We start from the raw sequence: 22,195 nt of genomic DNA, 5'->3' as shown, positions 1-22,195 counted from the left end.
TTGCCAGTCATGGCTTCTGAGAGGTAAAAGCCGGGCTTTGAAGTTCGCTCATTGGCGGCTTTGCGAGTTTGAAGGCGACCCACAACAGCACGACCCACACCGGGATCATGAACACCGAAATACGGATGCCAGGAATCATCAGCAAGACCACCAGGATCATCGCCATGAAGGCCAGACAGAGGATGTTGCCGAACGGGAACCACAGCGCCCGGAAATGCAGGGCTTCACCTTTAATCCGCATGGCCCGGCGAAAGCGCATGTGGGTCAGGGTAATCATTACCCAGTTGATCAACAGCGCCGCCACCGCCAGTGTCATCATCAACTCGAAGGCATTGCCCGGCACCAGGTAGTTAATCAACAGGCACACGCCGGTGACCGCCGCAGAGGCCAGCACCGCCGCCACAGGAATACCGCGACGGTTGACGCGCAGGAAGACTTTCGGCGCGTTGCCTTGCTCGGCCAGGCCGAACAGCATGCGGCTCATGCAGTAGGCACCGCCGTTGTAAACCGACAACGCGGCGGTGAGGATCACGAAGTTCAGCACATGGGCCGCGACATCGCTGCCAATCAGGGAAAAGATCTTCACGAACGGGCTGGCACCGTAAGCGTCCTGGCTGGATGACAGGCTGACCAGCAACTGATCCCACGGGTACAGCGCCAACAGCAGGGTCAGGGCACCGACATAGAAAATGATGATGCGCCACACCACCTGATTGATCGCCTTGGGGATTACCCGGCGCGGGTTGTCCGACTCGGCCGCGGTGATGCCGATCATTTCCATGCCGCCAAAAGCGAACAGGATAAAGCCCATGGCCATCAGCATGCCGGTGAACCCGTTGGGGAAGAACCCGCCGTGCTCCCACAGATTGCTCACCGACGCCTGCGGCCCGCCATTGCCGCTGACCAGCAGGTAACTGGCGAGCACAATCATGCCGATAATAGCGGCGACTTTGACGATCGCGAACCAGAATTCGGTCTCGCCAAAGGCTTTGACGCTACTCAGGTTAATCACATTGACCAGCACGAAGAACAGCGCAGCGCTGACCCAGATCGGCACTTCCGGCCACCAGAACTGCACATACTTACCAACGGCGGTTAATTCGGCCATGCACACCAGAGCGTACATGATCCAGTAGTTCCAGCCGGAGAGAAAACCGGCGAAGCGCCCCCAATAACGGGTGGCGAAATGACCGAAAGAGCCGGCTACCGGCTCTTGAACCACCATTTCACCCAATTGGCGCATGATCAGAAAGGCAATGAACCCGGCAATCGCGTAGCCAAGAATCATTGAGGGACCTGCGGTTTTCAATACCCCGGCGGTGCCCAGAAACAGGCCCGTGCCAATCGCCCCGCCCAGGGCAATAAGCTGGATATGCCGACTGCTTAGACCACGTTGGAGTGTGGTCGTCGTGTTTTCGATACTCATGTATGCAACCTCGATAAGGCCGGCATGCCACGTGCCCGCGCACGCAATAACGCCGCGCAGGGCCATACGGATGCAGGTCATGGAAGAGCAGCAATAAACTGTGCGTTTTTTGGTTTTATTACGGGCAGTCGGTACGTCGAGTACGATCAGAGAGGCTCATGGCTTACCTTATTATTATTGGATGTTTTTTTGTTCTAATGACACGCAGTACAACATGGCGCATCGCAGTCGATGCGCCAGATTCGTTACAAGGTGGAACGCAAACTCCAGAGTTCCGGGAACAGTTCGGTGTCGAGCATCTTGCGCAGGTAACCCACGCCCTCGGTGCCGCCCGAGCCTTTCTTGAAACCGATAATCCGCTCGACGGTGGTCACATGGCGGAAACGCCACTGACGGAAGGAGTCTTCCAGGTCGATGAACTTCTCGGCCAACTGGTACAAGTCCCAGTACTGGTGCGGGTGCTGATAGACCACCTTCCACGCCGCTTCCACCGACTCGTTATGGATCGTGCGGGTTGGCGCCACCTCTTGCAGGCGTTGCGCGTCGACGTCCAGACCGGCCTTGGCCAGCAGGCGAATGGCTTCGTCATACAGCGACGGCTCGGCAAGGGTTTTCTGCAATTCGGCCAGCAACTCCGGGCGATGAGCATGAGGCTCCAGCAGTGGCACGCTTTTGTTGCCCAGAATGAATTCGATCTCGCGGTACTGGAACGACTGAAAGCCCGATGACTGACCCAGCGACGGGCGAAACGCTACGTATTCGCTGGGGGTCATGGTCGCCAGTACGGCCCAGGCATGTACCAGTTGGTCGAAAATCCGCGAAACCCTGGCGAGCATCTTGAACGCCGGCGGCAGATCCCCTTGCTTGAGCTGTTCACGGGCCGCACGCAGCTCATGGAGCATCAGCTTCATCCACAGCTCCGAAGTCTGGTGCTGGATGATAAATAGCAGCTCGTTGTGGTCGCTGGACAACGGATGCTGGGCGCTGAGAATACGCTTGAGGTCCAGGTAGTCGCCGTAGGTCATGTCATTGCTGAAATCCAGCTTGGCGTCATGCCATTGCTGGGCAGCATTACCTTGGGAGAACGGGCATTGGCTCATGGAAATCTCCTCAGGTCACCGCGTGACGGGTCTGAAATTGTGGCGCACGCCACTCTTGGTTATCGAGCACTTCGACCAGCGCCTGCACGGCCAGCCCGACGTCCTGGAACGAGGTATACAGCGGGGTGAAACCAAAGCGCATGATGTGCGGCTCGCGGTAATCACCGATCACGCCCTTGGCAATCAGCGCCTGGACCACAGCGTAGCCTTCAGGGTGTTCGAAGCTCACATGGCTGCCGCGCTGTGCATGCTCACGCGGGGTCACCAGGGTCAGCGGATGATCCTTGCAGCGCTCCTCCACCAGCCGGATGAACAGGTCGGTCAGGGCCAGCGACTTGCGGCGCAGCGCCTGCATGTCGGTTCGGGCGAAGAGGTCCAGGCCGCACTCGACCATGCCCAGCGACACCAGCGGCTGAGTACCGCACAGGTAGCGGGTGATACCGGAGGCCGGTTGGTAGTGCGGCTCCATGGCGAACTGGCGGGCATGCCCCCACCAGCCAGACAACGGCTGCCAGGCAAGGTCGCACAAATCTGGCGAGACCCAGACGAAGGCCGGTGAACCTGGTCCGCCGTTGAGGTATTTGTAGGTACAACCGATCGCGTAATCAGCCTTGGCAGCGGTCAGATCAACCGGCACCGCACCAGCCGAGTGCGCCAGGTCCCAGAGCGCCAGCGCACCGTGCCGGTGAATCAGCTCAGTGGTCGCGCTCATGTCGAACATGTGCCCGCTCTTGTAGTTGACGTGGGTCAGCAGCACCAGCGCGACCTTGTCATTGAGCAATGTGGGCAAGTCTTCGGGCTTGTCGATCAGTTGCAGTTCATAGCCTTGCTGCAGCAGGTCAGCGAGACCTTCGATGACATACAGGTCGGCCGGGAAGTTGTGCAGCTCCGAGACAATGATCTTGCGCTGCGGCGCGCGCTCGGCCTGGATGCGCAAGCCGGCGGCGAGGATCTTGAACAGGTTGACGGTGGTGGTATCAGTGATCGCTACTTCACCAGGCCCGGCACCGATCAGGCCGGCCAGCTTGTCGCCCAGACGGGTCGACAGCGTGCTCCACTGCGCGGTGTTCCAGCTGCGGATCAGGCCTTCGCCCCACTCCTGCTCGATCATCTGCGTCGCGCGGGCCAGTGCGGCTTTGGGCCGTGCACCGAGAGAGTTGCCGTCCAGGTAGATCACCCCGTCCGGCAGGGCAAATTCATTGCGCAGCGCAGCCAGCGGGTCGGCCTGGTCCAGCTCTCTGAGTTCTTGTTCAAGTGACATGGTTTTATCCTTTCAAAGGTCGCAGTACCGCACGCACAGGACTGGCGTCGAGATGGGAAAAGCGCAGGGGCAAGGCGATCAACTCGTAATCGCCTTCAGGCACCTCATCCAGGACGATGCCTTCCAGAATCGCCATGCGTGAGCGTTCCACGCAGCGATGAGCGTCCAGGGTCTTGGAGTCCTGCGGGTCCAGAGACGGCGTGTCGATGCCGATCAGGCGCACCCCGTGGCGCGCCAGCAATTCAATAGTGGCCGGGGCGACGGCCGTGAAGGCACTGTCCCAGTGGCTCAGCGGTGCCTGCTGATAAGTGCGCAGCAGCACCCGCTCAGGCACCGCAGCCAGAGCCTGTTCGATATCGCCGGGTTCGACCAGGGCGCCGCTGCCCAGGCAGTGAATGACCCGGCACGGCCCCATGTACAGGTCCAGCGAGACCTCACCAATCGGCAGGCCATCGGGGCTGTAATGCAGCGGCGCATCGACGTGCGCGCCGGTGTGTGGCGAGAGCGTAATGCGCCCGACATTGACCGGGCACTGTGGCCCATAGGCCCAGACGCGCTCTTCCTGAAACGGCGTGTCACCCGGCCAGGTGGGGGTCTGGGTGTTCAACGGCGGGCTGATGTCCCACCAGGCATTGTGCTGTTGCATTGTTATTTTGCTCCCGTGCAGCCTTTGAAGAATCTTATCCGCAGGGAAGCAGAATTATCTTGCCAAATGCTCGATCCAATGACATTTATTCGCAGATTATTCGAATCTTTAAACAAATATCGAAGGATTCTTCAATCGTGAAACTGGACAGCATTGACCTGCGCATCCTGGCCTTTCTCAATCAGGATGGACGGATGAGTAATCAGGACCTGGCAGAGAAAGTCTCGCTGTCACCCTCGGCCTGTTTGCGCCGGCTGCGCAACCTGGAAAGCGAAGGGATCATTGCCGGCTATGGCGTGCGGCTGGACGCGGCGAAACTGGGAATCGAGGTGCAGGCGATGGTCAACATCAACGTGCGTCAGGACGTGGACGGCTGGCACGAGCGGTTTATCGAAGCCATTCAGCAATGGCCTGAGGTGGCCGATGCGTTCATCGTCACCGGGGCGAGCAATTACCTGCTGCGGGTACGCACCCGCAACCTGGCGCATTACACCGACTTCATCGTCAACCGCCTGCATGCCACACCCGGCGTGACGGACATCCGTTCAGACATCATTCTGCAGAGCCTCAAATCCAGGGATAACCTGCTGGATCTGGTCAGGCCGACCCATCCTTGAAAGGACGGGATTGAGGATTACTGCCGCAGAGGTATGAGTTGCAAAAGCCAGGTTATCGGTAGGAGCGAGCTTGCTCGCGAAGGGGCCGGTAAAAGCACAACATTTGCTGTGAATGTCATGCAGCCTTCGCGACCAGGATCGCTCCTACAGGTCAGGCGTGCTTGTCGGGGCTTACTTCGGCACCGGCTCTACATTGCGGAACGTCAGGCCCTGGCTGTTGCTGACCTGCCATGGCTGAGCGTCGCCGGTTTCGCTGAAGGTCACGGTGTCGAAGCGTGAGTCTTTCAGGCCGTTGATTTTCGCCACTGCCGGGCCGCTGAAGCGTACCCGCTCGAACACCAGCTTCTCGTGGAAGGCGTCGTGTTCGCTGTCACCCTTGACCTCGATCGCGGCGCTGCGGGCGTTTTCGACGGTTACGTCACTGACCCGGATATCACGGAACTGCCCAGGGATGGTCGAGCGCTGGTAGTCGAGCTTGGCGTTCGGGTCGTGGTAGTCGAGGGTGAAGATGAACGCCTGCTTGACCGTGTTGCGGATTGCCGAGTCGCGGAAGATGACGTTGCGCGCGCCACCGCCCATGAAGTTGGTGCTCTTCATGCGCAGGCCGGCGTCGGTGCCGTCAGACACGTTGTCTTCGGCCAGAATATTCTGGATCCAGGCCCCGGTATGACTGCCGGCGACCACCATGCCGTGACCTTTGCGGAAGTAGTTGTTGAAGATCCAGGCATCTTCCTGGGGCTTCTGCTTGACCGCCTCGGCGCCGGTGCCGGAGGCGAAGTTGACGCAGTCATCGCCGGTGTCGAAGAAGTTGTTGAAGACCATGGCACCACGGCTGTTGGCGAACTCGATACCGTCACCGTTGTTGGCGTCGTAGGTCTTGTGCGTGGTGTTGGCCATCACCACGTTTTCGGTTTCCAGGTTCATGATGCCGTGAAAGGCCGGATTGAGCACCGTGAAGCCGCCGTAGAACACGTTCTTGACATCGCGCACGGTAATCAGCGACGAACGCATCTGGCCGTAGGAGTCCTTGACGTTCAGGCCTTCGGCTACCGCGCGCTCGACCTGGGACTTGGCCAGGATGCCGTCCTGCATGTAGCGGGTATTGTCGCTGGGCAGGTAGAACGGCAATGGCTGGCCGCGCTCGTCCGTCTCATCGGCCTTGCGTTTCCAGCCGTTGCCATCGATGGTGCCCTTGCCGACGATGCGGATATTCTCGAATGCCTGATGCTTGCGCGGGTCACGCGGCAGCGCGTTGATCAGCGATGCCGGACGCACGGTGGTGGAATACGGATACTGGATATAGCCGTCACGCGGATAGTCTTCGGTACGCTCGGAACCGAGCAGGGTTGCGCCCTGGGCAATCTCCAGGGTCATGTTGCTCTTGAGGTACAGGGCGCCACTTTTATAGGTACCGGCCGGCAGCAATACCTTGCAGCCAACGGTGCAGGCATCAATGGCTTTCTGGATCGCCGCGGTGTCGAGCGTCGTCCCGTCGCCCTTGGCCCCGTACTGACGGACGTCGAACAGTGCCGGTACAGCTGTGGTGCGTTGTACCACCACCGGGCTGTCAGCCGACTCCTTGCCGTCACGATCCACCGAACGCACGGTAAAGCGGTACTCGGTGTCCGGCGTCAGGCCTTCGGCGGTAAAACTGTGAATCGAGATGCGGTGATGGAAGTTGCGCGTGTCTTGCTCATAGAACTTGTCGATGTAGGGTTTGGCCGGCGACACCTTGTCATTGTTGGCATTGGCGCCACCGAGCAGCTTGCCATTGGCATAGACCCGGTAGTCCTGGATTTCGCTGTGATTGGCCGGTTTTTCCCAGACCAGAATGATCTGCCGGTCGTCATAGGCCAGGGTCGGAACCTGCAACTTCAGCGGAGCATCCAGTGCCCAGGCCGGCAGGCTGCCGCCTAAAACCAGGGTAGCCAGCAGCGAGCGCGCCAGCGGGTTACGGGGCAAGTTCAAAACAGCGTGTTGAGCGGGCATCTTGTTTTCCTTTTTATTGTGTCCATCACATCCCGGCGGCATTGCTGCGCCGTATTTACGCCGGCGAGCCGGCTTCCTCAAGGTACTGTTTGCGGTTGACGAAGGTCTCTCTGGGCATTTCCCTCACATCCATGGATAACGCCTCGACCTCTGGCAGCAGGGCCACCAATGCCGCCAGGGTCGCCAGCGACAGGCTGCGACGTTGCTCGGCACTGCGCCCGGCGAACAACGCCAGGGTCACGTGGACAAAATCGTCCTGGGTGGTGCCACAGCGGTAATGCTCGTACAGCGCCAGGCGTACCTTGATGTCGCCGGGCTTGAACAACCCGCTGGCGTCGATGGCGTCGTGTACCGCCGCCAGTAGTGTCTGTTCACCCACGCGCCGGGCCAGGCTGGCGGGACAATCAATGGTGCAGTGCGGCATAGGTTCTTTCCTTCAGTAGTAAGGCGTGTCTAAAGACGAAAACGCGCAACCGACTCACGCAGCTCATCGGCCAGACGTTCCAGTGAATGCAGGTTACCGTGGGCGGCCCGTACCGAAGTGGCAGACTCTTCGACGCGGGTGGCGATGTTCTCGATGTTCTGTGCAACGCTGGCGCTGGCCAGGCTCTGTTCGGCGGTGGCAGCGCTCACTTCGCGCACCTGAACCAGAGTCAGCGAGGCGCCGCTGTTGATCTGCCGCAGCGCGCCGGCCGCCTGTTCGGCCAGCGCCAGGCCGGCAGCGACCTGTGGGGTCACGGCGGTCATGCCATCGACCACCGAGCCGGTGTCGACCTGGATCGAACTGATCATGCGGGTAATGTCTTGAGTGGCCAGGGCGGTGCGCTGAGCCAGATTGCGGACCTCATCGGCGACCACGGCAAAGCCGCGGCCCTGCTCGCCTGCCCGTGCTGCCTCAATGGCGGCGTTGAGCGCCAGCAGGTTGGTCTGGCTGGCGATGTTGCTGATCACGCTGGTGATGCCGTCGATTTCCTGGGTGCGCTTGACCAGCCCGGCAATGCGCTGCGAAGCGTCTTCAACCTGGCTGGACACCTGGGCAATCGCGCCGGCCGCTTCACTGACCCGTTGCTCGCCTTCGGCAGCCAGTTGCGCCGAACGCGCCGAACTGGTTTCAGTCTCTTGAGCACTGGAGGATATCTGGCCGATGGTGATGGACATCTGCTCGATGGCCGCCGTCGTGGCCGTGGTCGCCTCCGAGGTCTGTCGGGAGGCGTGGTCGATCTGCTGCATCTGCCCGTTCAGGCCAATGGCGGCCTGGCCAAGCAATTGCGAACCGCTGTGGATGCCGTGGATCATCTCGCGCAGGCTCGCCTGCATGGTCGCCACCGCCGCCAACAGGCTGTCGGCAGCGTAGTGGCCGTGCACCGGGCGGCTGAGGTCGCCGCCGGCGATGGCCCGCGCCACCTCGCTGGCATAGGCCGGCTCACCGCCCAGGCTGCGGTAGATGCTGCGCGACATGCCGACCGCCAGTGCCGAGGTCACCAGCACCACCAGCAGCCCCACGCCGAAGAAGTAGCTGGCCAGGCGCCAGAACGCGGCATCGATGTCATCGACGAAAATACCGAAGCCCACCAGCCAGTCCCAGCCTTCGATACGTATGATGCCGTTGATTTTCGGCACCGGCTGCTCGGCACCCGGATACTTGGCCAGGTCATCGAAAAACGCATAGGGGCGGTCTTTCAAGCCGTCCAGATAGGACTGCCACTTGGTTCGGCCATCGGCCAGGGTCACGCCGACATCGACCTTGCCGATCACCGCCGCATTGGGATGGACCAGACCCAGCGCGCCGACAGTGCGCGCCCATACATAGGATTTTTTGCCGTCGCGCAGGCTCGACAGCGCTTCTACAGCCTTGGCCTGAGCGTCTGCGCGGCTCAGCACGCCGCGCTGCTCCAGCGACTGGAAATAAGCCACTTGATGAGCGGCCAGGTCCAGCACGGTAAAGATTTCGCTGCGTTTGTTTTCCAGCATGTTCGAGCGCAAGGCGCTCAATCCGAAGCCGGCAATCAGTAGCAGCCCGAGAACGCAACAAAAAATGATCAGAGTGAATCGATGACGCAGCTTCATACGCCTTCCTTTGCGTGATGCACGACTGATTACATCCAGCGCACAGCCGTCCTGCGCAGCATAAATGCGCAGGACGGGTATTGCGGGAGCTTGCAGGTAAAGCGCGGTGCGGGCAGCTAATCAGCCTGCCACGGCGCGTGGCGACTCGGCGCTGAAATCGCGGCTGGCCTGGACCAGCATGCGGGTGTAGTCGTGGGTGGCCAGGTCCTGGCTCAGCGCCTGGCTGTCGAGGCGCTCGACGATGCGGCCTTGTTGCATCACCGCCACCTTGTCACACAGGTGGCTGACCACCCCGAGGTCGTGGGTGACCATCAGGTAGGTGAGTTTTTCACGCTGGCGCAGGTCCGAGAGCAGGTTGAGAATCTCGGCCTGTACCGACACGTCGAGGGCCGAGGTCGGCTCATCGAGCAACAGCACGCGCGGTTCGAGAATCAGCGCCCGGGCAATCGCCACCCGCTGACGCTGACCGCCGGACAACTGGTGCGGGTAGCGATAGCGGAAGCTGTCGTTCAGACCCACCTTGATCAGGATGTCGTTGATCCGGTCGTCACGCTCGTTCATGCCGTGAATGGTCAGCGGCTCGCGCAGCGCGGTGTCGATGGTGTGGCGCGGGTGCAGCGAACCATAGGGGTCCTGGAAGACCATCTGCACCTTGCGAAAGTGCTCCTTGGGAATCTTGTGCTGCAGCGGCACGCCGGCAATGCTCAGCGCGCCGGTCCAGTGCCGGTACTGGCCGGCCAGGCAGCGCAGCACGGTGGTTTTGCCAGAGCCCGACTCACCCACCAGGCCGAACGACTCACCGTCTTCGACACTCAGGTTGACGTCGTGCAGGACCTGGTTGAGCGCCGGGCCGACACCGAAGCTCAGGTTCAGCGATTGTGCTTGGATCATGGACATGCTCAGTTACCTCAGGCGGTGAGCCATTGTGGGTCGCGTTGCAGCACCGGCAGGCGCGGACGACGGTTGTCCATGCTCGGCAGGGCAGCCAGCAGGCCACGGGTGTAAGGGTGTTCGGCGTATTGCAGGTCGCAGGCGGCCAGTGACTCGACCACACGCCCGGCATACATCACCAGCACCCGGTCGCAATAGTTACGCACCAGGTTGAGGTCGTGGCTGACGAAAATCAGCCCCATCTGCTGCTCGACCACCAGTTCTTCAAGCACGTTAAGCACCTGCTGGCGCACCGACACGTCAAGCGCCGAGGTGGGTTCGTCGGCAATGATCACTTCCGGGTTGGTGATCACCATCATGGCGATCATGATGCGCTGGCCCATCCCGCCGCTGACCTCATGCGGGTACAGATCGTAGACCCGCTTGGGGTCGCGGATGTGGACCTTCTCGAGCATCAACAGCACCCGGTCGCGGGCCTCGGCCCGGCTGGCCTTGTGGTGCGCCAGGTAGGCCTCGGCGATCTGGTCGCCAACCTTGACCACCGGGTTGAGCGAGTACTTGGGGTCTTGCATGATCATCGAGATGCGCTGGCCGCGAATCTTCTGCATGGCCTTTTCGCTGGCGCTGAGCAGATCGACATCGCCGAACTGCAGGGCCTTGGCGGTGATCTGGGTGCTGGCCGGGTGCAGCTTGAGCAAGCTGCGGCCTACGGTGGATTTGCCCGAGCCGGACTCACCGACAATGGCCAGCTTCTCGCGGCCCAGGGTGAACGACACATCACGAACCGCGTGCATTTCTTTCTTGCCGTTGACGAAACGCACATTGAGCGAATCGACATTGAGTTTGATCGTCGACATAAAGCCTCCAGTTACTCGCTACGCGGATCGAGAATGTCCCGCAGGCCATCGCCCAACAGGTTGAACGCCAGGCTGACCAGCATGATTGCCGCGCCCGGTACCGCGACCAGCCACCAGCATTCGAGCATGTAACGCCGGCCGGTGGAGATCATTGCGCCCCACTCTGGCAGCGGCGCCTGAGCGCCCAGACCGAGAAAGCCCAGTGCAGCGGCGGTCAGGATGATGCCGGCCATGTTCATGGTCAGGCGGATGATCACCGACGACATGCACATTGGCACGATGTGGCGCAGGATGATGCGCGTCGAAGAAGCGCCCTGCAGTTCGACCGCGACCACGAAATCTGCCTTGCGCAGCGACAGGGTCTCGGCGCGTGCCAGGCGGGCAATCGGTGGCCAGGAGGTCAGCGCGATGGCGACCACCGCATGCTCAAGACCAGGGCCCAGGGCGGCAATGAAGGCCAGCGCCAGTACCAGGCTGGGGAAGGAGATGAAGATGTCGGTGATGCGCATGAACACCGTATCGACGATACCGCCGAAGTAGCCCGAGACGGTGCCGATGAACAGCCCGATCGGCCCGACGATGATGGTCACCAGGGCAATGATGTAAAGGGTAATGCGCGCGCCGTACACCAGCCGGCTGAAGATATCGCGGCCGTATTCATCGGTGCCGAACCAGTTGGCCGCACTGGGCGGCTGCAGGGCGGCAGCGAGGTTCTGCACCACTGGGTCATGGGTGGCGATCCAGGGGGCGAAGGCAGCGACCACCACCAGCAGCAGGGCCACCAGCAACCCGGCCAGGGTCATGGGGTTGCGCAGCAGGTGGTTAAACACCCGCAAGCTGCTTTTATACAGCGCTTCCATGCTGGAAGCGGGCGTGTTGTCGGCTTTGCGCTTGGCGGCTTCGGTAGAAGACATGTTGGCAATCATCGGCATGCTCTCGATGTGAAGTCATGGCCACTGCAAGCGCCCGCAGGCGCTGCAGCAGTGTTCAGCGTTGTTTGTAGACACCCAGGTAACGGGTCGCCTCGGCGTCATCGCCGGTAAAGCCTTTGACGTCCACCGCACTCACGGCGGTGTCGGTCATCTGCGAGATGACCATGATCGGGCCGACCTCCTGCTCGTAGCGGTTCTGCGCCTGGTGATACATGGCCAGGCGTTTGTCGGCATCACGCTCCTCACCCAGGCGGTCGACCAGTTCATTGATCTGCTGATCGAAGAACGAGGCGCGCCAGCCCTGGAAGTTGGGCAAGCCGGCGTTGTCGCTGTTGTCGGGGTTATAGGCAAATACGCGCAGGCTGAAGTACGGGTGCGGATAGCGTTCGGCGCCGCGCGCCACGATCATGTCAAAGTTGCGCGCGCGCATCGCGCCGTACACCTGGTTGCCGGTGCCGGTGATGATGCTGGCCTTGATTCCGCCTTCGGCGAGGGTCGACTGCATGCGCGCCGCGATGTCGATGAACGGCGGTTCGGACAGGGTGCGAATGGTCGTGCTAAAGCCTTGCGGGTAGCCCGCTTCGGTGAGCAGCGCCTTGGCCTTGGCCACGTCCATCTTGTAACCCGGATCAGGCAGGCGGGCTTCCAGGCCCAGTTGCATCGGCCGCTGGTTGAGCGTGCCGTAGTGCGGCATGACCTGCTCGTCCAGGCCTTTGTAGTCGATCAGGTTACGCACCGCTTCGCGAACTTTCTTGTTGGCGAATTCAGGCTGTTTCATGCTCATCGCCACGTAGTACATGGTGCCGCGGGTCAGCGCCTGGACTTGCAGCTTTTTATTGCTTTCGATGGCCTTGATATCCGGTGCCGCGATGCCGTAGGCCAGGTCGAGGTCGCCGCGCTCCAGCATCAGACGCAGCGATTGCGATTCGGTCATGTGCCGGACCAGCACCCGCTTCATCTTGGCAGGCCCGCCCCAGTAACCGTCGAAGCGGGTCATCACCAGCGAGTCGTTGGCGCTCCATTTGGTCAGGGTGAACGGGCCGCTGCCGGCGGCGTTGGTCACCAGCCAGGCAGCGCCCAGATCGCCATTCTTCTCGTGCTTCAAGGCTTCGACGCGATCGACGATCACCGCACTGGGCGACACCGCCAGCGAGTCGATCACCAGCAACGGGTTGGTCGGTTGCGGCAGGTCGACCACCAGCGTGTGCTTGTCCGTGGCGCGGATCAGGCTCTGGATGTTTTCAGTGCTGTAGCCATAGGCCTTCCAGGTGGTGGCCAGGCCGAAGTTGAGTTTCATCACCCGGTACAGCGACCAGGCCACATCTTCTGCGGTCAGCGGGTTGCCAGAGTGAAACTTGACGTCAGTGCGCAGGTTGAAGGTGATCTGCTTGCCGTCGTCACTCACCGTCCAGCGCTCGGCCAGTTGCGGCAAGTGCTTTTCCGGGCTGCCGTTGTCACGCTTGATCAGCGTGTCGTAGAGGTTGGCGTTGATTCCGGAAGCATCCAGGCCCGGTGCGTTGGCCGGATCGATGGAGAACAGGTTGACCATGCTCATGCCGACGATCAACTGGTCGGCAGGGGTCTTGGCCTGTACCGCAGCCATTGGCCCCAGCGCCAGCATGACGCCAAGCAGGCTCATACGCAGTGTCGGAAATACAGTCTTCATGTGGGCATCCTTCTTTTTATAGTTATTCAATGTGTTCGCGCCAGCCTCGCGGCTTAGCGGGTCCTTGGGTCGAACACTTTGTACAGGGCATCACTGATCAGGTTGAGGGCGACGAAGATCAGACCGATCACCAACACACAGCCCATCACCGCGTTCATGTCACCGAGCATCAGGCTGCTGGTCAGGTACTGACCGAAACCAGGCCAGGCGAAGACGGTTTCGATCAGTACCGCGCCTTCGAGCAATGAGCCATAGGCCAGGGCAACCACGGTGAGCAGTTGCACGAGAATGTTGCGAAACGCATGACCCCAGACCACCTGACGGCGCGACAGGCCCTTGACCCGGGCGGTGATGATGTATTCCTGCGACAGTTGCTCAAGCATGAAGCTGCGGGTCATGCGGCTGATGTAGGCCACCGAGTTCAGGCCGAGGATCAGGCCCGGCAGGACGATGTGGCGCAGGGCACTGGAGAACGCATCCCAGTCACCGGCAATGACGGTGTCGATCAGCAGCAGGCCGGTGACTTCCGGCACCATGCCGTCGTAGGCCAGGTCGATCCGCCCTGCACCGCCGGCCCAACCGAGCCAGGCGTAGAAAATCAGCAGGCCCATCATGCCGACCCAGAAAATCGGGGTGGAATAGCCGAACAGGGTAATCACTCGCGCCACGTGGTCACCGACCCGGCCCTGGTTGGCCGCCGCGACGACGCCCAGCGGCAAGCCGATGACGATACCGAACAGGATCGCCAGCGTGGCCAGCTCGATGGTCGCCGGGAACACCCGCTTGATGTCTTCCAGCACAGGGTGACCGGTGAGCAGGGCATTGCCGAAATCACCGCGCAACAGATCGCCAAGGTACAGGCCGAACTGGGCATAGATGGGTTTGTCCAGGCCCATCGAGCGATACACCTGGTCGTAGGTGGAGCTGTCGGCGTCTGGACCGACCACGGCCAGCACCGGGTCCAGCGGCATGACCCGACCAATGAAGAAAGTCAGCGCCAGCAGGCCCAGCAAGGTCACCAGAACGGTGCCTGCGCGGCGGGCAGTACCGGATACGCGAGTACCCAGAACAGAGGCAGTCGAAAGAAACATAACAGGCTCCTGAGAAAGCTTTACCAATCACCGAGGTGTGAGGGGCGCGCACGCCCCGCTACCCATCAACGCGACTTGTAGACGTCTTTATATCGGGTGGTGGCCGCAGTATGGCCCTGGTAGTTCTGCACATCGTGGTACAGCACCACGGTGTCAGTCATCTGCGAGATTGGCATGATGGCTCCCACCTGCTCGTCCAGAATATTCTGGATCTGCTGGTACTGCGCCAGTTGCTGCGCCTTGTCCGGCTCGACCTCGGCCTTCTCGATCAGGCTGTTCAACTCGGGGCTGTAGAACGAGGTGCGCCAGCCCTGGAAGTTGCTCAGCTTGGCCTCGTCGCGGTTATCCGGGTTGTACACCAGGGTGCGCAAGCTCGAATGCGGATGGCGCTCGGCACCACCGCCGCCACGGCCGACCATGATGTCGAAACTGCGCTCACGCATGGCGCCGTAGATCTGGTTGCCGGTGCCGGTGATGATGGTCGCCTGAATGCCTGCCTGGGCCAGGGTGGCTTGCAGGCTGGAAGCGATGTTGATGAACGGTGGCTCGGTGAGCACCCGGATGGTGGTTTTGAAACCGTCCGGGTAACCGGCTTCGGCCAGCAGTTTCTTCGCTTGCGCAACGTTCAGGGTATAGCCCGGATCGTCCAGCCGCGCCGGCAGACCCAGCGGCAGCGGACGCTGGTTGATCAGCCCGTAGTGCGGCATGACGGTCTGGTTGATGCCTTGATAGTCGATCAGCGAACGGACCGCCTTGCGCACCCGGGCGTCATCGTAGGGCTTGTTCTTGACGCTCAGCGCCACGTAATACAGGGTGCCGCGCTGAACGGTCTCGGCGCGGACCTTGTCGGACTTCTCCAGCGCAGCGATATCCGGGGCAGACATGCCCTTGGCCAGGTCCAGGTCACCACGCTCGACCATCAGGCGCAGCGACTGCGACTCGGTCATGTTGCGCATGACAATCCGTTTGAGCTTGGCCGGACCGCCCCAGTAGCCATCGAAGCGGGTCATCAGAATCACATCGTTGGCGCGCCAGTCATTGAGAATGAACGGGCCACTGCCAGCGGCATGGGTGGTCAGCCAGGCACCGCCCATGTCATCGCCTTTCTGGTGCTTGAGCACCACTTTGCGGTCAAGGATGAATGCGCTGGGCGAGGTCGCCAGGGTATTGAGCACCAGCATCGGGTCGGTCGGGCGTGGCAGCTCGACCACGAAGGTGTGCTCGTCGGTGGCACGCATGTACTGCTCGACATTGCTGGCGGTGAACCCGTAAGCCTTCCAGGTCGAGGCCAGTGCCATGTTCAGCTTGAGGATGCGCTGCAACGACCACGCCACGTCTTCGGAGGTCAGTGCGTTACCGGACTGAAACTTGACGCCCTTGCGCAGATTGAAGGTCAGGGTCTTGCGGTCGTCGCTGATCTGCCAGCTCTCGGCCAGCGCCGGTTGCAGCACGTCTGGCTGCTTGACGTCCTGCACCAGCAGCATGTCGTACAGGTTGGCGTTGACTTCCGAGACATCCAGACCGGTGGCCGCAGCCGGGTCCAGCGACAGCAGGTTAATCATGCTCATGCCGACGATCAATTGATCGGCAGGCGTCTTGGCGAAAGCAGCGGGGACCGAGGTCATTGCCAGCGAGGCGGCAAACACCCCCGCCCAAAACTTGGGGAGAACGTTCATGTGAGTAGCCTTTCTTGTAGTTATTGGACTCTCGGGCGGCACGCAATGGTGCGTACCGCCAATCTCAGCGTGTTGCGCGAATCAGAAACTCTGGAGCGTATTGGTCTCGACGTAGTTGAAGTCGATGTCCTCGCCCAGACCTGGCAGGTCAGACAGGTGCACGAAACCATCCTGGTCCATCGGGTCGACCAGACGAGTGAGGTAGGCCGGCACTTCGTCGTAGTCCAGGAACGGGTGCAGCAGGCCGCGCTCGTACCAGGTGCAGTTCTTGATTGCACCGACCACGTTCAGGTTGGCAGCCCCATTACCGTGGATTTCGCAATCCATGCCGAACGACTCGGCCATGTGGGCGACCTTCAGGCACGGGGTGATACCACCGACACCGGCAACCCCGGCACGCAGGATGTCGCACACATCATTCTTCACCCAGCTGGCGCGGCTCAGGTGCTTGCCGCCCAGACTTTCCGGGCCCAGGATCGGGATGTCCAGCTGACGCGCCAGCCAGGCGTAAGACTCGGCCGAGTCTTCCATCATCGGTTCTTCGAACCAGGCGAAATCGAGTTTTTCCAGCGCGCGGCCGATGGTCAGGGCATCGGTACGGCTGTACCAGTGATAACCGTCGATCATCAGCGCGATGTCCGGACCTACCGCTTCACGGACTGCGGCGCAGGCCTTGATGTCCATGCTCACGCTTGGCGCGAAAGACACCGGCGGCATCCAGGTGTGCAGTTTGATTGCCTTGTAGCCACGCTTGACCAGGGTCTCGGCGAAACGGCCGTACTCTTCCGGGGTCGACAGACCGCCTTCGAGCTCGTCACCGCACATGGTCGAGCCGTAGGCCGGGACCTTGTCGCGGAAGCCGCCAATCAGCTTGTGCACTGGCACGTTCAGCTTGCGGCCGGCCCAGTCCCACAGCGCCTGTTCGACCAGCGCCAGAGCACGGTCGGTCAGCTGGCTGGCGCTGCCGCGCTGCCAGTGCGCCAGGTCGTGCCAGATTTTTTCGCGATCGAATGCATTGGCGCCAACCAGCACCTTGCGCACGAAGTTATCCAGCACGTAAGGACGAATCAGCTCGGGCGCACCGAGTGCATAACCTTCGTTGCCGCATTCGGTCTTGATCCGCAGCAAGGCCATTTTGGCCTGGCTCACGTCGCCCGGATGGGCATGGCCGGCGCTGTCTACAGCGCGGCGCGTGGGGTAGGAAAAGATCTGGACGTTGACAGCGGTGATGATCATTGAGGTCGGGCCTTCTTCTTGGATTTGTGGCGGGTGTGTCACGCTCTGGGATCGATCCTACGTCATCATACAACGTTTGAAAAGCACCCCCTGAAAACTTTCTAAACCCGCCTATCCGGCGATATTTCTCCCAAAAAACCCCTGTCAAAAGATGGTAATCAAGCCTGAAACCATTGATTTAGAGCCTTTAACACCCGTGATATGACAACATTCAAAGATTTTCTAGACAACCTAAAAGTTGTACGATAACTTATTTGGAAATTCACCACGGAGGCGCCACCCACACCCCACTCACACCCACCGCACACCACTCATAACGACCTCTACAACAACAAAAAAGAAGATCGCATGAACACAACACTCCGCAACCTCATTGCTGTAGGTACGCTCGGCCTGTCTTTCTACGCTTGCGCCGATTCTGCGAGCATCAACTACCGTCACAGTTTTACTGAAGACGACAGCATCCACTCCGACCGGATCAAACTCAGCTACCGCATGGACAGCGGTCTGGGCTTCGCTGCCGAGGTCAAATACAAGACTGCCGGTGATCGCGAAGACGTTGCCTACGACAACGTCGTAAACAACGGCCACGAGTTCACGGTGGACTACAACTACAAGCTCAGTGCCAAATCGACACTGCAGCCCTTGTTCATCATGGACAGCGTCAAAGACGCCACCACGTACAAGTTCGGCTTGAAGTACACCTACAAGATCGACGATGCCTGGTATGTCGCAACCCGCATTCGCCATGACGCCAGACGCCTGGACCGCGACGTGATCGATCGCAGCAAGGATGACCGCGCCAAAGACAACCAGAACACCACGCGTTTTGAAGGCTGGCTTGGCTGGACCCCGTCAGGCCCTTGGGCCTTCGAGTACCAGTACATCTACTTCGATACCGATTACATCCGCTACGACAACAAGAAGAGCGACTACGAGCAAAACATGGTCGTGAAGTACAAGATCAACAAACAGTGGCAGCCGTTCATGGAAGTGGGTGACATCAAAGTCAACTCCACCACCGATGACCGTCAGGCCCGCTGGCGTGTAGGCATCCAGTACAACTTCTTGTAATACCCCCGCCGCCGGGCAACCACCAGGGTTGCCCGGCATTGCTGCAAGACGCGAAATCCCCCGCTTGCTCAACCCTCGTTTTCTCAACAGAAGGCGCTCGCCATGACCACCTCATCCGTGCCTGCCGACTCAGGCAAACCCTTCAATCGTCTGCTGCTGACCGGCGCTGCCGGCGGTCTGGGGCAGATCATGCGTGAAGCACTGCAGGCCCATGCCAACATCGTGCGCGCATCGGACATCAGCCCGATGGCGCCCGCCGCCGGCGATCATGAAGAAGTGATAAGTTGCAACCTGGCCGACAAGCCAGGCGTACTGGCACTCGCTCAGGATGTCGATGCGATTGTGCATCTGGGCGGGATCTCTACCGAGCGAGCGTTCGAAGAGATTCTTGATGCCAATATCCGTGGCACCTTTCATATCTATGAGGCTGCGCGCATCCACGGCATCAAACGGGTGATCTTCGCCAGCTCCAATCATGTGACCGGCTTTTACCCACAGGATGAACAGCTCGACGCTCATTCTCTGCGCCGGCCAGACTGTTACTACGCACTGTCGAAGTCTTACGGCGAAGACCTGGCAACGTTCTATTTTCATCGCTACGGCATCGAAACCGTAAGCCTGCGAATCGGTTCGGCATTCCCGGAACCGCGCAACCTGCGCATGCTCTCGACCTGGCTGAGCTACAGCGACCTGGCCCATCTGGTCGAGCGCTCATTGCTTGCCGAGAACGTCGGGCACACCGTGGTGTATGGCGTATCGGCCAACCGCGATCTGTGGTGGAACAACCGCTACGCGGCGCACCTGGGTTTCAACCCGCAAGACAGCTCCGAGCGCTTTCGCGCCAGGATGGAGCAGTTGCCAAAACCGGCAGCCGACGACCGCAGCGCCACCTTGCAGGGCGGCGCCTTTACCACTGCAGGGCCGTTCTGAACCCTGTTCTTATAAAGCTTCATCACGCAGGTCCTGACTCATCTGGTCGCAACTGCTCGACCAGGCCGCCAGCCACTGGGGAATGGCCGCAGACTGCTCCGCCAGCCCCAGCGCGCTGACCAGCTCAGCCGGTGCGACCAGCCCTCTGGCCGAGCGAAACAGCCCACGGATGATGACCACGCCCACCACCCGCCCACGACTGACGAAGCGGTGTTCAAGAAACACCCACTTTTCGTCCCAGCCCAACAGGCGGGTTTGAAGCTCGAAGGCTTCGAACAGCTTCAACTCCCGACGAAACTTGCCCCAGGCGTCACCGACGATGGGCACGGCTTTATGTCGCAGTGCAACTTTATAGGCACCGGTACGCAGTACGAAATCCATGCGCCCGACATCCGCCAGGGTAAAGTAACGACCATTAGTGACATGCCGATTCAAATCAAGATCAAGCGGCCACACCCGCAGATGCAGTGAAGTAACAGCGGTCCCCTCAACCGGGTGCCGCCACGGCCGGCGTAATAACATGCACAACAATCGAAACCAGAGATTCATGACCCACCCGCGCCTGAGATATCAAGAACAGACTTTAGGCCAGCCCCGCTATTGAAGGGTAGGTCTGTAACTTACAGTTTTGCCAAAGACTGTGCATGTTGATCATTGACCGTCATCAAACGCTGCACTCAATGGCGCATGCCACTGAGTGCCTTTTCCAGCGCTGCGGTGGTTTTATCGTTCAACTCGATGCGCAGCGCGACCGCACGCTCGACGCCGATCTGCAGCGCCGGGCCAAAACGGCTGATATCCAGCCCCAGCCGGATCAGCATTTTTTCAACACCGACCGTCGTCACGGTAACGAACTGCTCGACGCCGCAATCAATGGCGAAGTTGACGATCGCGTGAATGGCCTGGGTGGTGCCCATCGAGAAACCGAAACGGTTGCCGTCCGGCAACTCGATGGCAAACCGGCTCAGCTCCCAGATCGATTCGGAACAGGGCGCCGGCTGGCCGTGCAACAGTTCCGGGAAGGTATGCGCCAACATGTTTGGGCCTGTCGTCGGCAGAATCCGCCAACAACCGCAAACATACGCCTGATCAGAACTTTCGTTAATAATCATGTAGTAAGGATCAAGCGCATCATAGCCATCGATTTCCATGTCATTGATCAGCGGAATATCCCACATCTTCTTATGTTTGAAGATCCGCGCACGCAGCTTGTGCATGGCGTTCAACGCTTGTGGATGGGTATTAGTGCGGCGCTCAATAGAAATAAACATGGTGACTACCGTTGGCTGGATATTGCCGAGAACGGTATATTCAAAATGAATAAATTAGAGCCTCCCAGATTAAGGAGGTGGTTCACGCCTGGCGGGTTTGTTAGTTTGGGGCTTTGCGAGGATCTATCCAGATGAAGCTTCTCAACACCTCGGCAGTCCGCGAGGTCGCCCATCAAGCCATTAGTCGGCGCCTGAACCTCAAGCAGAGCCAGACCGAATTCTGGTCAAGGTTCGGCATCAGCCAGGCCTGCGCCAGCCGCATCGAGTGCACCAGCCAGGTCCCCGCGCCGGTTTACATTCTGCTTCGCCTTTACCTCAGCGGGCGCCTGCAAGAAAGCGACCTGGCGCAAACCCCACGCCAGTCAGGGCGTGATCAGTTTCTGTTGAATGGCTCGCAGCACCGCCATCTGCCGAGAACTGACCTGGAACTTGCGGCGGATGTTCTTGAAATGGAAGTCGATCGCTGAGGTGGTACAGGACAGGATCATCGAGATTTCCCAGGTCGTCTTGCCGGCGGCGCTCCATTGCAGCACCTCTTTCTCCCGTGCCGTCAGATGCACCGGCGCGTTGTGTTCGGCCTGAGCCCTGAGCACCCACTCAATGGCGTAATCACGCAACATGGTTGCCATCGGCAACGACTGCAGCATGGTCACGCCAGCCTGGGCACCCTTCTCATCAGGCTTGAGGCAAAGCATGCCAGCCTCGCCTCTGGGGCCGTGCAGGGGCAACGCCAGCCCCTGTTCGAGCCCGTACATCGTCGCCTCCTCAAAGAACGCTGACTCCGACGGCAGCCGATAATTTTCCCGCTTCCAGATCAGCGGCCGGTTCGAACCCAGACAGTGATGAACAATCGGGTCGACAGCCATATAGGACTGGGCATCGTACTGGGTCCGCCAGGCGACCGGGTAGTCAGTGTGAATCAGCACTTGCTGGCCAGCGGCGGCGACGCCTGGCTTGAGGCCTACCAGAAAATTCGAGTAACCCAGCTTGAGCGTCAACGTCTTGAGACTCGCCAGCCAGTTCTCATAACGCTCTGTCTCACAGAGCTGTATCAGTTCATCAATTGCCAGCATGGCCACTCTCCCACCCTGGTGCCACCTTTTACCCGGTGCACCATCCCGAGATGGTACGCGAGCGGATCAATCCATTCACTGAAACCATAGACAAAATAGTGATATGGCTTTTTGAAATCAATCCACGGCATGTACAAGTTGCCAAGGCATTCAGAAACCAAAACACACTACAACCCCCCTCATCCGGGAGCTAGCCGTTTGCGCAACGCCCCTGTTAACTAAGCCGGTTTGAACAAGCTGGCCTGGTTACGACCGCGAGCCGGCGCTGCCTTGCCAAGACTCGCCATTGATCTGCCGAACCTGCAATGCCACCACACCTCGACGCTGCACACCGACCCAACTTGTGGCCGACGAACCAACTGATCCGGCGCCAATACCCGACGCTGTCTTTC

At 60.2% G+C, this 22,195-nt stretch carries 20 protein-coding genes; 3 read left to right on the top strand and 17 right to left on the bottom strand.

What is annotated here, in order from left to right; translation table 11 throughout:
- Nucleotides 1-7 precede the first annotated feature (7 nt).
- From NJC38_RS13365 to kynB, 4 genes are all read right to left on the bottom strand, one after another.
- Complete coding sequence (locus tag NJC38_RS13365) at nt 8-1,426, bottom strand: amino acid permease (RefSeq protein ID WP_253115123.1); 1,419 nt, start codon at nt 1,424-1,426, stop codon at nt 8-10.
- Between the two features lie 245 nt (nt 1,427-1,671).
- Complete coding sequence (gene kynA, locus NJC38_RS13360) at nt 1,672-2,526, bottom strand: tryptophan 2,3-dioxygenase (RefSeq protein WP_253115122.1); 855 nt, start codon at nt 2,524-2,526, stop codon at nt 1,672-1,674.
- A gap of 10 nt (nt 2,527-2,536) precedes the next feature.
- Nucleotides 2,537-3,787 carry a kynureninase gene (kynU, locus tag NJC38_RS13355; RefSeq protein WP_253115121.1) on the bottom strand — a complete coding sequence of 417 codons (1,251 nt, stop codon included), beginning with the start codon at nt 3,785-3,787 and terminating at the stop codon, nt 2,537-2,539.
- Nucleotides 3,788-3,791: 4 nt separating this feature from the next.
- Nucleotides 3,792-4,433: an arylformamidase gene (gene kynB, locus NJC38_RS13350; protein ID WP_253115120.1), complete on the bottom strand. Its 642-nt coding sequence runs from the start codon at nt 4,431-4,433 to the stop codon at nt 3,792-3,794.
- A gap of 137 nt (nt 4,434-4,570) precedes the next feature.
- On the opposite strand from kynB, the gene NJC38_RS13345 reads away from it, so the two are divergent.
- Nucleotides 4,571-5,050 (top strand): Lrp/AsnC family transcriptional regulator, encoded by a 480-nt coding sequence (locus NJC38_RS13345; RefSeq protein ID WP_045481844.1) that lies wholly within the window; start codon nt 4,571-4,573, stop codon nt 5,048-5,050.
- 171 nt (nt 5,051-5,221) lie between these two features.
- Here the strand turns inward: NJC38_RS13345 and NJC38_RS13340 are convergent, their stop codons facing one another.
- From NJC38_RS13340 to NJC38_RS13295, 10 genes are all read right to left on the bottom strand, one after another.
- Nucleotides 5,222-7,039, bottom strand: coding sequence for a glycosyl hydrolase family 28 protein (locus NJC38_RS13340; RefSeq protein ID WP_253115119.1), 1,818 nt, complete (start codon nt 7,037-7,039; stop codon nt 5,222-5,224).
- A 55-nt stretch (nt 7,040-7,094) separates the two neighbouring features.
- Complete coding sequence (locus NJC38_RS13335; RefSeq protein ID WP_253115118.1) at nt 7,095-7,463, bottom strand: 5-carboxymethyl-2-hydroxymuconate isomerase; 369 nt, start codon at nt 7,461-7,463, stop codon at nt 7,095-7,097.
- A gap of 29 nt (nt 7,464-7,492) precedes the next feature.
- Nucleotides 7,493-9,106, bottom strand: coding sequence for a methyl-accepting chemotaxis protein (locus tag NJC38_RS13330; protein WP_253115117.1), 1,614 nt, complete (start codon nt 9,104-9,106; stop codon nt 7,493-7,495).
- A 120-nt stretch (nt 9,107-9,226) separates the two neighbouring features.
- Nucleotides 9,227-10,003, bottom strand: coding sequence for an ABC transporter ATP-binding protein (locus NJC38_RS13325; protein WP_045481854.1), 777 nt, complete (start codon nt 10,001-10,003; stop codon nt 9,227-9,229).
- An 11-nt stretch (nt 10,004-10,014) separates the two neighbouring features.
- The gene (locus NJC38_RS13320) at nt 10,015-10,854 is read right to left on the bottom strand and encodes an ABC transporter ATP-binding protein (RefSeq protein ID WP_045481856.1); all 840 of its coding nucleotides are present in this window, start codon (nt 10,852-10,854) and stop codon (nt 10,015-10,017) included.
- 11 nt (nt 10,855-10,865) lie between these two features.
- Nucleotides 10,866-11,780 (bottom strand): ABC transporter permease, encoded by a 915-nt coding sequence (locus tag NJC38_RS13315; RefSeq protein ID WP_045493676.1) that lies wholly within the window; start codon nt 11,778-11,780, stop codon nt 10,866-10,868.
- A 61-nt stretch (nt 11,781-11,841) separates the two neighbouring features.
- Nucleotides 11,842-13,452: an ABC transporter substrate-binding protein gene (locus NJC38_RS13310; protein WP_045481858.1), complete on the bottom strand. Its 1,611-nt coding sequence runs from the start codon at nt 13,450-13,452 to the stop codon at nt 11,842-11,844.
- Between the two features lie 53 nt (nt 13,453-13,505).
- A complete protein-coding gene (locus tag NJC38_RS13305) occupies nt 13,506-14,543 on the bottom strand; it encodes an ABC transporter permease (protein ID WP_253115116.1) in 1,038 nt (345 codons plus the stop codon).
- 65 nt (nt 14,544-14,608) lie between these two features.
- The gene (locus NJC38_RS13300) at nt 14,609-16,219 is read right to left on the bottom strand and encodes an ABC transporter substrate-binding protein (RefSeq protein WP_253115115.1); all 1,611 of its coding nucleotides are present in this window, start codon (nt 16,217-16,219) and stop codon (nt 14,609-14,611) included.
- Nucleotides 16,220-16,300: 81 nt separating this feature from the next.
- Nucleotides 16,301-17,455 (bottom strand): mandelate racemase family protein, encoded by a 1,155-nt coding sequence (locus tag NJC38_RS13295; protein ID WP_045481867.1) that lies wholly within the window; start codon nt 17,453-17,455, stop codon nt 16,301-16,303.
- A 348-nt stretch (nt 17,456-17,803) separates the two neighbouring features.
- On the opposite strand from NJC38_RS13295, the gene NJC38_RS13290 reads away from it, so the two are divergent.
- Both NJC38_RS13290 and NJC38_RS13285 read left to right on the top strand, forming a co-directional pair.
- Nucleotides 17,804-18,529 (top strand): oligogalacturonate-specific porin KdgM family protein, encoded by a 726-nt coding sequence (locus NJC38_RS13290; RefSeq protein ID WP_253115114.1) that lies wholly within the window; start codon nt 17,804-17,806, stop codon nt 18,527-18,529.
- 102 nt (nt 18,530-18,631) lie between these two features.
- Nucleotides 18,632-19,459: an NAD(P)-dependent oxidoreductase gene (locus NJC38_RS13285; RefSeq protein ID WP_253115113.1), complete on the top strand. Its 828-nt coding sequence runs from the start codon at nt 18,632-18,634 to the stop codon at nt 19,457-19,459.
- A 9-nt stretch (nt 19,460-19,468) separates the two neighbouring features.
- On the opposite strand, the gene NJC38_RS13280 is transcribed toward NJC38_RS13285, so the two are convergent.
- The 3 genes from NJC38_RS13280 to NJC38_RS13270 all read right to left on the bottom strand — a co-directional run bounded on the left by NJC38_RS13280 (nt 19,469) and on the right by NJC38_RS13270 (nt 21,803).
- On the bottom strand, nt 19,469-20,008 hold the full coding sequence (locus NJC38_RS13280; RefSeq protein WP_045481875.1) for a thioesterase family protein: 540 nt from the start codon (nt 20,006-20,008) through the stop codon (nt 19,469-19,471).
- A gap of 128 nt (nt 20,009-20,136) precedes the next feature.
- Nucleotides 20,137-20,730: an acyl-homoserine-lactone synthase gene (locus NJC38_RS13275; protein ID WP_253115112.1), complete on the bottom strand. Its 594-nt coding sequence runs from the start codon at nt 20,728-20,730 to the stop codon at nt 20,137-20,139.
- A 362-nt stretch (nt 20,731-21,092) separates the two neighbouring features.
- A complete protein-coding gene (locus NJC38_RS13270) occupies nt 21,093-21,803 on the bottom strand; it encodes a LuxR family transcriptional regulator (RefSeq protein ID WP_253115111.1) in 711 nt (236 codons plus the stop codon).
- Nucleotides 21,804-22,195 lie beyond the last annotated feature (392 nt).

Origin of the sequence: Pseudomonas sp. 21LCFQ010 (assembly GCF_024129905.1) — a bacterium.
Classification (GTDB): domain Bacteria; phylum Pseudomonadota; class Gammaproteobacteria; order Pseudomonadales; family Pseudomonadaceae; genus Aquipseudomonas.
The sequence above is the reverse complement of the archived record's forward strand: the minus strand, read 5'-3'. Positions and strand labels throughout refer to the sequence as shown.